Below are 11,703 nucleotides of genomic sequence, written 5' to 3'. Positions count from 1 at the left end.
TCCACCGCGTGCGCAGATTCACTGTGCGGCCGAAGGGCCGGGTTCCACGAGCCCCGACTGGTATGCGAAAACAACGAGTTGAGCACGGTCACGGGCGTCGAGTTTGGTCATGGCGCGCTGAATGTGCGTACGGACCGTCAGCGGGCTGAGGAAAAGGTCCCCGGCGATATCTGTATTGGACTTGCCCTCGGCCGCCAGCGCTGTCACCTCACGTTCCCGGGCCGTCAGGGCGGCCAACCGCTCGGGCATGACCTTGTCGTTGGTGGGCTCGGGAGTGGCAAGGAATCGAGTGACAACCACGCGAGTGGCTGCAGGCGACAGCAACGACTCCCCCTCCGACACCGTGCGGATACCTGCGAGAAGCGCGTCGGCCGCCACGTCCTTGCCCAGAAAGCCACTTGCTCCCACCCGCAGCGCCTGGGCGACGTACTCGTCGATCTCGAAAGTGGTGAGGATCAGCACCCTGGTACCTGACAAGTCCGGGTCCGAGCAGATGGCGGCCGTCGCCGCCAGGCCGTCGGTGCCGGGCATGCGGATATCCATGAGGACGAGATCGGGTCGGTGTGTGCGCGCCAGCTCGACGGCTTCCGCGCCGTCGGAAGCCTCGGCGACTACCTCCATGTCATCACTGGAGTCGATCAGCATGCGGAACGTGGCTCGGAGAAGGGCCTGGTCGTCAGCAAGGAGAACGCGGATGGGCATACAGCGGTCCTTTATCAGGTGCGCGGGGTACGTGGGATGTTCACAGTTCCATACTGATTCATATCGCTCCTGTGGATGTGGGGTTCACCAGCCCTGTTTTGAAGGCGATGACCACCAGTTGGGCTCTATTGCTCGCATCCAGCTTTCTCAGGGAGTGGCGAATGTGAGTGCGTATGGTGAGCGGGCTGACACGAAGGTGCTCAGCGATTTCATCGTTGGTTCGGCCATGTGCCACCAGAGCCGTCACTTCCCGCTCTCTCGGAGTGAGGGCAAGCATCTGACTCGGGGCTCTCCGGAGACCGGGGGACGGCGCGGACCGGAAATAGGAGACCAGAATCCGGGTGGCCCCTGAGGAGAGCGGGGTCTCGCCGTCGGCGACGGCAGGGATGGCGGACAGCAGACCTGCCGGCGTGATGTCCGCGCCGAGTAGACCGCTCGCCCCGGAGCGCAGAGCCCGGGCGGTCTCCCTGCCGTCGGCATCGTGGTCCAGCATGAGCACGCCGGTGACGGACCCACCGGTGCCACCGTGCAGGGACACGATCGCATCGTCTCCGAAAACGCGACTCTCCATGATGACGACATCAGGCCGATGGGCTCGGGCAAGGTCGGCTGCCGCGAGGTGATCGCCGACCGCGGCGACCGTCGTGATGTCACCGCTGGTATCGATCACCCGGCGAAGGGCTTCCCGAGTCAGCGCCTGGCAGCTGACGACGATGACACGTAGGGGCATGGCGCGTGGCCTTCCTGAGCTCGTGCGAGAGGCGAAGTGTCAGAAGTTGACGGGGAGTTCGGCGGCCACGGTGAATCCTCCGCCGGGTCGATGCCCTGCCGTGAAACGACCGCCGGCGGAATGCGCTCGCTCACGCATACCGATCAAGCCGTACCCGCCGGACGCGTCCTCGACAGGAGTGACCTTCTGCCCCGTGCCATCGTCGGAAACCGTGATGGTCAACAGGTCGCCCCCGTACGACAGCGTCACCCGCGCCGCCGCGGTCGACGCGTGCTTCCCCACGTTGGTCAAGGCCTCCTGAACGATCCGATACGCGGTCAGGTCCACGCCCGGTGCGAGCGGTCGCTCCTCCCCCTCTCTGGACACCGTCACAGCCAAGCCCATGGCCGCGTGCTCATCGATCAGTTCACGCAACCGCCCCAGACCAGGACTCGGCTCGGTGGAAAAGCCCTGCTCGTCAGGACGACGCAACAAGCCCACGGTCGCCTTGAGTTCACGCAGTGCCGACGCTGTCGTGCCCGCCAGATCCGTGATGAGACGCTCGGCATGCTCCGGCTTGCGTCGTACCAAGTGGGCCGCGGTTCCCGCCTGTGCGTTGGCCAGAGCCAGATGATGGGCGACCACGTCATGCAACTCCCGGGCGATCCGCACCCGCTCCTCCCCCACCCGTCGACGGGCCTCCTCCTCCCGCGTACCTTCCGCGAGTTCGGCACGCGTGTACAGGGACCCCAAATAGGCACGACGTGCCTGAAGCGCCGAACCCCATGCCACCGGGAGAAACACAAAGAACACCGTATTAAGAGTCGCCAGGATCGGGTTACCGAAGTTGTTGCCGATCACGGAAGGCGGCACCACCAGGACGGCAAGGACCAGGCCGTAGACGTGGGCGGTCCGTCGGTCGGCCTCGATTGCCAGCCAGTAGAGGGCGAGCATGGCCGGGGCGAGCAGGAGCGGCGTCGTGAGGTATCCGTAAACCACCTCCGGGCTGACACACAGACCGACGATCAGGGTGACGGCCACGGGGTGGCCACGGCACCACCACAGAGCGACGCAGGCAAGTGCCGACAGCGTCACACCTGGCCACCAGGCGAGCTGGTCCGGCGTGGTACCCCAGGTGCCCTCCGCGCTGGCGTATACCGCCAGACCGAATGCACCGGTGATGGCCCACGCATCGGCGGAGCGAGGGTGAGTGCGTAGGTGGCGCTGCAAGTGATTGAGCATCGAGGTCTCCGTTCGGGACGGCTCATGCCCGCTGGCAGGAACGTATGCCTCCGTGCCCGGCAGCTTCTGCGCTGTCGGGCACGGAGGGGGTGGAGGTCAGACGCCCGCTGGTGTGCGGTCGTCGGCCTCGGCGGCTTGGTCACTGCCCGGGTCGACGGTGCGTCGGGAGAGTGCCTCGCCCTCGATGTCCACCTTCGGCAGCAGCCAGTTGAGCCACCGCGGCAGCCACCAGGCACGGTCACCGAGCAGGGCGAGCACGGCAGGCACGAAGGCCATGCGGACCACGATGGCGTCGAAGAGAACGGCGATGGCCAGGCCGAATCCGATCGTCTTGACCATGGACTCTCCGGCGGTGACGAACCCGGCGAAGACCGACGTCATGATCAGCGCGGCCGCCAGCACGATCCGGGAGCTGGCCCGGAACCCGGACACGATCGCCTGCCCGGGGCGCTCCCCGTGGACGTACGCCTCCCGCATCCGCGAGACGAGGAAGACCTCGTAGTCCATGGCCAGGCCGAAGACGATGCCCACCAGGAAGATCGGCATCATGCTCATGATCGGGCCGGTCTGCTCGAGACCGAGCAGGTCGGCGGCCCAGCCCCACTGGAAGACCGCGACGACCGCGCCGAGCGAGGCGAGCACCGAGAGAAGGAAGCCCGCGGCGGCCTTGAGCGGAACCAGGATCGAGCGGAAGACCACCATGAGGAGCAGGACGGCCAGGCCCACGACCACGATGAGGTACGGGATCAGCGCGTCGCTCATCTTCTGAGCCATATCGATGTTGGCCGCGGTCGTGCCGGTGACCTCGTACGTGGCTCCGGTCTTCGACTCGATGCCGGAGCGCTCATCCCGGATGGTGTTGACCAGGTCCTTGGTCTCCTCGCTGGTGGGCGAGGTGGACGGGGTGACCGACACGATGGCCGTATCGCCCGCCTCATTGAACTGGGCCGGGGAGACGGACACCACGCCCTCGGTGCCGGCGAGATCCTCGGAGACATCCGTCACCGCGGTCTTCGCATCGTCGGCCGGCTTCGCATCGATCACCACGGTCAGCGGCCCGTTGAAGCCGGGGCCGAACCCATCGGCCAGGGCGTCGTAAGCCCGCCGCTCCGTGGTCGACGCCGCCTTCGCCTCGTCACCCGGCATACCCAGCTGCAAGTCCATCGCCGGTACGGCGATCACGCCCAGGCCGACCACCGAAAGGAGCAGCACCGGAAGCGGGCGGCGCAGTACGAAACGTGCCCAGGCCGCACCGACGCGGCCTGTCTGCTTCGGCTTCTTCTTGCCCTTGCGCGCCCGACGCCCGAGCACCGCGTCGGGCCAGAATCCGATGAACGCCGGGACCAGGGTCAGCGCGATCAGCACGCCGACACCGACCGCGCCCGCGGCCGCGAGCCCCATCTTGGTCAGCGACGGCACACCGACGACAAGGAGACCGGCCAGCGCGATCATGACGGTGAGCCCTGCGAAGACGACCGCGGACCCGGCCGTCCCTGCGGCGAGACCCGCCGCCTCCTTCGGGGCGTGCCCCTTGCCGCGCTCCTCCCGGTAGCGGGCCATGACGAACATCGCGTAGTCGATACCGACCGCCAGGCCCAGCATGGTCGCCAGCGTGCCGGTAGACGAGGACAGCCCGAGCGCGCTGCCGAGCGCCATGATCGCGGCCATGCTCACGCCGACGCCGAGGATAGCGGTCAGCAACGGCACACCCGCCGCGGCCAGCGAACCGAACGTGATCAGCAGTACCAGCGCGGCTACCAGGACACCCGCTACCTCGCCGATGCCGCCGGACTCGACCGAGCCCGCCACGGCAGAGCCGCGAGCGTCCACCGTCAGGCCGGCGTCCTGGGCCTCGTCGATGGCTTCCTGCAGCTCCTGCTTGCTCGTGTCGGTGAGGTCGTCGGCCCCCACCTTGTACGAGACGCTCGTGTACGCCGTCGTACCGTCGTCGCTGACTCCGCTCGTCCTGAACGGATCGCTCGCCGACGTGACCTGCCCGTCGTCGGACACCGCCGACACCGTCTTCTCGACGGCCCGTCGATTGTCACTCGTAGTGATCTTCTGCCCGCCAGGAGCAACGAAGACGATCTGGGCGTTCGCCCCGTCCGCCGCTGCCCCGGAGTATCGCTCGTCCATGAGGTCGAAGGCCCTCTGGGACTCGGTACCGGGCATGGAGGACGAGTCGTCAGGGGCCGCAGGGGCAGTGACTGCGGCAATGCCGACCGCCGCCAGTACGGCGACCCACAACAGCGCCACGTATCGGCGCTGGCTGAAGGACGCACGTCCTAGCCGGTACAGGAATGTCGCCATGGAAGGGGACTCCACTTCTTCTCTCGGGAACCCCTTCAGCCTCGCGAAACAGTCCTCTCACGTCGTCATGCGGCTGCAGACAACCGACCTACTGAATATTGAGTAGGAGGAGCACTAGAGGGCCTGCCAGACAACGACGGAAGTCCCGATCGATCCACGCAGCCCCCATGGTGGCGACGGCATGCGCGTCTGACCAGGTAGAACACCTCGCGAGCGGCGTAGTGCTCGAGGGGGTCGGCTGGCCACTTCCCCCGCCCACTTCTGACGCACTCATTGCCGCCATAGAACAGCCAGTTTCCGACCCGGTCGACGAGTTCAGCGGCTCTTTGCTCGGCAAGTTGTAGACGGCCAAGCAGCAGCGCAGAAGCTCGGTCACGCTTCCCTATGGCTCACAAACCCGAGCGACGTAAGCCCTTCGGCAGCACAAAAACGGTCAGATGCACGACCAGCCTCGGTCTGGAGCAGCTGATAGTCGGCGCCATGCTGGTGGCCCCGATGCATCGCGGCCCCACAGGGCTCGCCCGTAGCCGTGGCCGCGGAACACGATGAGCCGTACGAGCCAAAAGCGCGTCCGGTCGGCGCGGCGCGCGCCGACCTCGCCGTCGTGACCGCTGCACTCACCGGGGCAGCAGTCATAACGAGACGCGGCCGGCCGGATCGGTCGAGGCACGCGGTCACCTCCGGAGGCGAAATTGTCGGTGAGCCGAGTCGGCCTGGTCGTTCACGGCGGGCGCGCGGAGGCCGTGGAAGCAGGTCGGGTCGTCCGTGCATGGTGCGATGAGAACGCCGTGCGGTCCACGGACATCGATGTGTGGCGCAACGGTGGGCCTCGTGACGACCGTACGGAGCTCGATGCCGCCGACCATCCCGATCTCATCGTCACGCTGGGTGGCGACGGCACCTTCCTACGCGGTGCACGGCTCGCCGTGGAGGACGATGCGCTGGTTCTGGGAGTCGACCTGGGGCGCGTGGGATTTTTGACGGATGTGTCGGCCGAGGACGTGCGTTCGGCGCTGGACGCGGTACACGAGGGACGATTCGAGGTCGACAGTCGCATGCTGCTCGCGCTGCGGGCCTCGCACCGCCTGGAGGTTCCCAAGGACGTGGAGGACTGGGTGCAGTACGGCCATGGGCGACTGATGCGGCCGCCCCCGGTACACCCGGACCTCAAGGGCGACGACGAGTGGGGTACCCCCTTGAACGTCACCGCGCTCAACGACATCGTCGTGGAAAAGCTCACCAGGGACCGCCAGGTGTCGGTCGGCGTCTACATCTGCGGCCGACTGCTGGCGTCCTACTCCGCCGACGCGCTACTGGTGGCCACCCCGACTGGCTCGACCGCCTACAGCTTCGCCGCCGGCGGGCCCGTCGTCTCACCCCGCGCCGACGCCCTCGTCTTCACACCGGTGGCCCCGCACATGGCGTTCAACCGGTCCATCGTCGCCGCCCTCGACGAACCCGTCGCCCTGCGCATCCTCGAACGGTCCGGGCAGGCGGCCGTCAGCATCGACGGCCAGCTCCGAGGCGTGCTGGATCCAGGCGACTGGATCGCGGTGTATGCCTCCCCACGCCGCCTGCGGGCCGTACGCCTCGCATCGATGGACTTCTACGGCCGCTTGCGCGAGAGGATGAACCTCACCGACGCCCCGGCCGCCGTCGCCGACGGATGCCCGCCCCGGCTGTGGTCCATCTCCACGCCTCCGCCCGCGGACCTCGCCCATCTCGAGATGCTGCCGATTCCGGATCCTTCCCTCGATCAGTGACGGCCTCAGGCGCCCCGCCGAGGCCGTCTGACGCCCCCTCACATAAGAGGCCCGTTGGCCCTCGTCCCATGCGGCCTCCGGTGCTTCGCGAGGGCACCTCCGAGTTCCTGCCGCGGGCCATCAACCGGGGCCTGATGCCGGGGCAGCGCCGCACCCAGGACCTCGTCGAGGTGCGCACCTACATGGAGGGCGTCTCAGCGCGGCTCGCCGCGGAGCGGTCGACGGACGCGGACGTGGCACGCCTGGAGGAACATCTGCGGCACATGCGGGAGGCGGGCAGCGGCGTCAAGGCATTCATCGACGCCGACATCGCCTTCCACCTGGGGTGCGCGACGATCGCCCGCAACACGGCCCTCAGCGACATCCTGCACAGCATCCGTGCGTTGCTCCAGGTGTGGATGGAGCGCGTCAGCGACATCGAGGGCACGGTCAGCGGCACGCTGTGCGAGCACGACGCCGTCCTCAAGGCCATCCGCGACCGGGACCCGGAAGCCGCGGACCGCGCGATGGCCGAGCACATGCGGATGGCGAGCGCACGCCTGCGCGAGTCGATGAACCCGGCGGACGGGGAAGGCTCGCCACAAAACTCCTGAACGAGCTGGTCGAGGCCGCGGCCGAGAAGCAGCCCTGTCATTCCGTCATCGACACCGGCCGCGCCCGCATCGGCGCGGCTATCCGCTGGGCGAACTGCATGCCGCTCTTCCGCACGGCGATGTATGCCAAAGGCGTCGACCTGTGGTGCGCGCCGACGGTGGACGACGGAGATGACGGCACGCTCGAATTGCAGCTAGCTCACGTGCATGGTGCGTCGTCACCATCGTCCTGCCCCATCCATGACTGCGGACCCATGAGAGCCGACAAATCCTGAAGGCACGTACCGGTCCCTGCCTGCACCAGCCAGGTGCGCGGCCCCGTCCTACGCTCGCGCCATGCCCGGGGTGTCGGACTGACCGCACCACCCGCGGCCCCTCACACAGACATCGCCCGCCGCCGGCACCTCGCGGCCGTCCGGCCCCGCATTTGAGGCACGCTTCGTGTCGCCCTCATGTGGGAGACCCGAAGGCCGCGTGTCACCCGATCGTGCATCAGACCCGTCCGTGCTGCCCACCTCGAGTACTTCACGATCGATCCAACCGGGGCCTGAACGGCTCAGAGCGCGTTGATCGCGGATGGGGCTCGCTCCGCGCGGGCCAAAGCGCGCAGCATCGCTGCTTGACCGTGGCGGCGGGCGGCGAGTCCGGCCAGCAACGTCAGCACGGGCTCAAATGTCGTGGTCGAGAGTTCCGGCGCAGAGATATTCACGCTGACGGCCAAGTCGTCCATGTGAACGGCGAGCTCCATCATGCGTGTCACAAGGAAGTCGTCGAGGCTCAGAGCCCACCCCGTCTGGGGCATGAACACGACCCAGCCATCCCGAACCACCGGAAGGGCAACCTTCTGTTCGACAAGTGCCGCGCGGGCGCGCTCCAGCAGCACTTGGGCGCCCTCGGACGCGATGTCCTCGCCCTTCGCCCGGATGCCTACGTTCACCTCACCGTCGAGTGGGGCATCGATCCACGCGGCGCGGGCGTAGTGCTCGAGAAGCGGGATCGGCGCCTCGGGCGACGTGGGTTCCTGCAGGGCCGGAGTCACGCTGAAGACTTGGTACGCGAGATGACCGGCCAAGCCGCCGACGGTCATGTCCGTCAACGCGCTGGCCTTCTCCCAGCAAGAAGCGACTTCCGGCGCACCGAGCAAGGTCACCGCCTGAGCCGCGGTATCCAGGTATGCGTCTGTGAGGCTCATCAGACCCCCATCATCGACTGGCCCCAGTATGCGGGCCGGCAACAGGGCGGCACAGCCCGTGAGAAGGCTCCCTGACCGGAACCCGCCTCCCAGTCAGGACTCAACTCCTCACAAAAGTGGTGGACTTGACCTGGTCAGGGGTTGGTGTCGCGCACGAGGCCGCCGGGTAGCGGGACGCGGTCAGGCGCGTAATCACACGCGATAATCCCGGCGACGTCGGCGGTCATCCCCGGGATACTGGTCGCCCATGGATGAGGTCAAAGTCGTCGTCGCCCATTCCGAGCGCGCGACCCTGCGCGTCGGCGACGTGTTCCTGAAGGTGGACGCCGATCAGGCGCGCATCGACGTCGAGGTCGAGGCGATGTCCCTCGCGCCGGTCCCGACCCCGGAGGTCCTGTGGCGCAAGCCGCCTGTGCTCGCGATCGCCGCGCTCCCGGGGACGACGCTTGGGCGCCTCGGCGGGCCGTCGACCGGGTCGCCGGCGGCGTGGACCGCGGCGGGCGCCGCCATCCGGAAGCTGCACGACGCGCCGCTGCCGCCCCGGGCCGGCCGGGCCGGCCGGAGCATCGTCGCGCTGGCGGCGGAACTCGACGACGAGTGCGAGTTGCTCGTGACGAACGGCGTCCTGCCCGCCGACCTGGTCACCCACAACCGCCAGGTCGCCGAGGCCGCGCTCCGGCCGTGGACTGCGGCGTTCACGCACGGCGACCTGCAGATCGCGCACGTCTTCGTCGACGGCGACGAGGTCACGGGCATCATCGACTGGTCCGAGGCGGGCCAGGGTGATGCCCTGTACGACCTCGCCACCTTCACGCTCGGCCACGAGGAGCACCTCGACGACGTCGTCGCCGGCTATGGCACCGACATCGACCTCGACGTGATCCACGCGTGGTGGTCGTTGCGAAGCCTGCTGGTGGTTCGCTGGCTGATCGAGCACGGCTTCGACCCGTTCGCGCCGGGCTGTGAGGTCGACGTGCTGAGATCCCGGATGTGAGGCTGCGCGGGCCCGACTGCTGGGAGTGCGCTGCGACGCATCGAGCAGGCCATCCCCTGGGGCGCATCGCCTGCCCTCACTCTCGACAAAGCGCGGTGCGCAGTCGTCGCCAGCAGATGACGGCGCAGCCGAGGGTGACGAACGCGTGGTGGATGTCGTCGCGGATCTCCCAGCGGATCCCGGAGTACGGCATGAACAGTCTCCCGCACAGCACCTTGCGACTATCCAGACGCTTACGACCTGGACGCCGCGGATTACGCGGGACGACCGGCAGCAGCGGCTCGATCCGCGCCCACAACTCGTCGTCGATCTCCCACGGTCTGGCAGCGGTCTTCCTCGTCTCGACTGGCTCGCTCCCCCTTCGGCCAGCATCAACGAGAACTGACACGCCGTCATTCCCGGAGGTCCAAAAACCTCCTTTTGTTAGGAGTCGTTAGCCAACTGCCCCAGCAGGTTCCCGCGATAACGAACTCAGAATCCTGGAACCCGCTGGCTTCCTTCATCTGCGCCTGCTTCCGCGTGGCAGGTGAACCTCAACTCTTGACGGCCTCCGCGATCTGCAGGGCGGCCTGGGCAGGCGTGAGGTTTGTGTTGTCGATGACTTCGGCCTCGGTGTGCAGCCAGGTACGGGCTGCCTCGGCGTAGGGCTCTAGGTAGGCGAGTCGGAATGAGGAGGGACCCATGACGGTGTCCCCTTCGATGCGACCGCGGAGGGTGTCCTGGTCGGCGTGGAGGACGAAGTGCCGTACTGGGATGGCGTGTTGGGCGAGGCCCGTGCTGATCTCGCGCCAGTACGCCTCGACCAGGACGGTCATGGGCATCACCAGTGAGCCGCCGGTGTAGTCGAGTGTGCAAGCCCGGACTTTTGGTCCTGGGTCGTTGACGGAAAGCGCGTCATCCGCGGACGACGGTGACAGGGCAGTGAGCCTGTTGCAGCAGTGCCTGGCTGACCGATCCCAAGAGCAACCCGGTGAAGCCGCCCCGCCCCCTGGCCCCGACGACCACGAGCTGGGCGGTCCTGCTCGCTTCGATCAACGCCTCGTGGGTCACGCCGAGCACCAGTTCATGCTTGACCGAGACCTGCGGGTACTTCTCCTGACGACCCGCGAGTGCCTGTGCCAACAGACGTTCCTCGTTCTCGGTGACTGCGCCCACCTGGGGCACGTCCGCCAACTGCGGCGGAGCCAGCGGCAGGGGCACATTGTCCGGCGTCCATGCGTGCAGGGCGACGATTTCAGCACCCCTCAGCGCGGCCTCGGCGAACGCGAAATCGACCGCTTGCTCGCCGGTCCGCGAACCGTCGACGCCCAGCACGATCGGCCCGGCGGCGTCCGGTTCCCCGCGCACCACCATCACCGGACAGTGGCCGTGGGCAGTCAGGTAAACCGCCGTCGATCCCAGCAGCATCCCGACGAAGCCTCCCCGGCCCCGGGATCCGATGACCACCAGATCCGCGTCACGCGACTGAACCTCCAGCACCGTCAGCGCCTCGCCGGCCACCACGTCGTGGGTGATCTCGACCTGAGGTGCCACGCTGGCGGCACGATGCAGCGCCTGGGTCAGCGCGCTCTCGACCTCGTCCGGCAACACTCCCTCGAGTGGGCCTAAGGGCGCAGTGGCGGTCGGCACGGGCCCGGGCGTGATCACTGGCCAGAGGGCATACACGACCCGAAGCTCGGCACGCCGCCATCGCGCTTCTCGAGCCGCCACCTCCACCGCTGCGAGGCTGGACGGCGAACCATCCACCCCCACGACGACCAGGTTGCCCACGGCGCCTCCCATGATTGACTCGGTCCCCTGCTCCCAGCCTGACCCCGCCGACGCGTCCCTGCCACAGGACTGGGCGGCAGCGCATGGCGCCCAGCGCCCAAGCTGCTGAATGCGCGACGGCGTCCGCGTCGCCCGGAGCAGCAGCCACGAGACCGCAGCTGGTGTCGCCACGCGTGCGGCAGGGCTGAGGCCGTGTGGATGACAAGGGCATGGGGCTGGCCTGGATCCGCTCGTCACCTCGGCAGGTGGGCGCGGCATCGTCCTGGCCGACGTAGATCCAGGTACCGGAGCGCTGACCGTGACGGGCGTCGTCGGTGCCGTCGCCGACCCGTCGTATCTCGCCGTCAATCACACGCCGACCGCCCCCGCTCTACGCCGTATCCGAAATGGCCCAGCAACCGCCCGGAACCACGTCATCAGCACGCGAC

Annotated in this window: 10 protein-coding genes and 1 pseudogene; 3 read left to right on the top strand and 8 right to left on the bottom strand. The window is 67.8% G+C overall.

The window, feature by feature from the left end:
- Positions 1 to 18: 18 nt before the first annotated feature.
- From ACWFR4_RS39690 to ACWFR4_RS39675, 4 genes are all read right to left on the bottom strand, one after another.
- Entirely contained in the window at positions 19 to 702 is a 684-nt protein-coding gene (locus ACWFR4_RS39690) for a response regulator transcription factor (RefSeq protein ID WP_453656509.1), read from the bottom strand.
- 58 nt (positions 703 to 760) lie between these two features.
- The gene (locus tag ACWFR4_RS39685) at positions 761 to 1,432 is read right to left on the bottom strand and encodes a LuxR C-terminal-related transcriptional regulator (RefSeq protein ID WP_453656508.1); all 672 of its coding nucleotides are present in this window, start codon (positions 1,430 to 1,432) and stop codon (positions 761 to 763) included.
- A gap of 39 nt (positions 1,433 to 1,471) precedes the next feature.
- Positions 1,472 to 2,653 (bottom strand): sensor histidine kinase, encoded by a 1,182-nt coding sequence (locus tag ACWFR4_RS39680; RefSeq protein ID WP_453656507.1) that lies wholly within the window; start codon positions 2,651 to 2,653, stop codon positions 1,472 to 1,474.
- A gap of 96 nt (positions 2,654 to 2,749) precedes the next feature.
- A complete protein-coding gene (locus ACWFR4_RS39675; protein ID WP_453656506.1) occupies positions 2,750 to 4,963 on the bottom strand; it encodes an MMPL family transporter in 2,214 nt (737 codons plus the stop codon).
- 692 nt (positions 4,964 to 5,655) lie between these two features.
- On the opposite strand from ACWFR4_RS39675, the gene ACWFR4_RS39670 reads away from it, so the two are divergent.
- Together ACWFR4_RS39670 and ACWFR4_RS39665 are read left to right on the top strand one after the other, a co-directional pair.
- The gene (locus ACWFR4_RS39670) at positions 5,656 to 6,726 is read left to right on the top strand and encodes an NAD(+)/NADH kinase (protein ID WP_453656505.1); all 1,071 of its coding nucleotides are present in this window, start codon (positions 5,656 to 5,658) and stop codon (positions 6,724 to 6,726) included.
- A complete protein-coding gene (locus ACWFR4_RS39665; protein WP_453656504.1) occupies positions 6,630 to 7,319 on the top strand; it encodes a FadR/GntR family transcriptional regulator in 690 nt (229 codons plus the stop codon). The genes ACWFR4_RS39670 and ACWFR4_RS39665 overlap by 97 nt, the downstream gene beginning before the upstream one ends.
- 556 nt (positions 7,320 to 7,875) lie before the next feature.
- On the opposite strand, the gene ACWFR4_RS39660 is transcribed toward ACWFR4_RS39665, so the two are convergent.
- Positions 7,876 to 8,511 (bottom strand): maleylpyruvate isomerase N-terminal domain-containing protein, encoded by a 636-nt coding sequence (locus ACWFR4_RS39660; RefSeq protein ID WP_453656503.1) that lies wholly within the window; start codon positions 8,509 to 8,511, stop codon positions 7,876 to 7,878.
- Between the two features lie 247 nt (positions 8,512 to 8,758).
- Here ACWFR4_RS39660 and ACWFR4_RS39655 point away from each other — a divergent pair, with 247 nt between their 5' ends.
- A complete protein-coding gene (locus ACWFR4_RS39655; RefSeq protein ID WP_453656502.1) occupies positions 8,759 to 9,505 on the top strand; it encodes a phosphotransferase family protein in 747 nt (248 codons plus the stop codon).
- Positions 9,506 to 9,581: 76 nt separating this feature from the next.
- On the opposite strand, the gene ACWFR4_RS39650 is transcribed toward ACWFR4_RS39655, so the two are convergent.
- The 3 genes and pseudogenes from ACWFR4_RS39650 to ACWFR4_RS39640 all read right to left on the bottom strand — a co-directional run bounded on the left by ACWFR4_RS39650 (position 9,582) and on the right by ACWFR4_RS39640 (position 11,275).
- Positions 9,582 to 9,893: a transposase gene (locus tag ACWFR4_RS39650; RefSeq protein WP_453656501.1), complete on the bottom strand. Its 312-nt coding sequence runs from the start codon at positions 9,891 to 9,893 to the stop codon at positions 9,582 to 9,584.
- Between the two features lie 145 nt (positions 9,894 to 10,038).
- Positions 10,039 to 10,353 (bottom strand): annotated as a pseudogene (locus ACWFR4_RS39645) (ATP-binding protein); the annotation flags it as partial.
- Positions 10,354 to 10,399: 46 nt separating this feature from the next.
- Entirely contained in the window at positions 10,400 to 11,275 is an 876-nt protein-coding gene (locus ACWFR4_RS39640) for a universal stress protein (RefSeq protein ID WP_453656500.1), read from the bottom strand.
- Positions 11,276 to 11,703 lie beyond the last annotated feature (428 nt).

The sequence above is a fragment of the Streptomyces sp. NPDC055140 genome, assembly GCF_053607285.1.
This window is presented reverse-complemented; position numbering and strand designations above follow the sequence as displayed.

Excerpts from the sequence above, each read along its gene's own strand:
- ACWFR4_RS39690 (WP_453656509.1), bottom strand. The coding sequence starts at position 702 with ATGCCCATCCGCGTTCTCCTTGCTGACGACCAGGCCCTTCTCCGAGCC.
- ACWFR4_RS39685 (WP_453656508.1), bottom strand. The coding sequence starts at position 1,432 with ATGCCCCTACGTGTCATCGTCGTCAGCTGCCAGGCGCTGACTCGGGAA.
- ACWFR4_RS39680 (WP_453656507.1), bottom strand. The coding sequence starts at position 2,653 with ATGCTCAATCACTTGCAGCGCCACCTACGCACTCACCCTCGCTCCGCC.
- ACWFR4_RS39675 (WP_453656506.1), bottom strand. The coding sequence starts at position 4,963 with ATGGCGACATTCCTGTACCGGCTAGGACGTGCGTCCTTCAGCCAGCGC.
- ACWFR4_RS39665 (WP_453656504.1), top strand. The coding sequence starts at position 6,630 with ATGCCCGCCCCGGCTGTGGTCCATCTCCACGCCTCCGCCCGCGGACCT.
- ACWFR4_RS39660 (WP_453656503.1), bottom strand. The coding sequence starts at position 8,511 with ATGAGCCTCACAGACGCATACCTGGATACCGCGGCTCAGGCGGTGACC.
- ACWFR4_RS39655 (WP_453656502.1), top strand. The coding sequence starts at position 8,759 with ATGGATGAGGTCAAAGTCGTCGTCGCCCATTCCGAGCGCGCGACCCTG.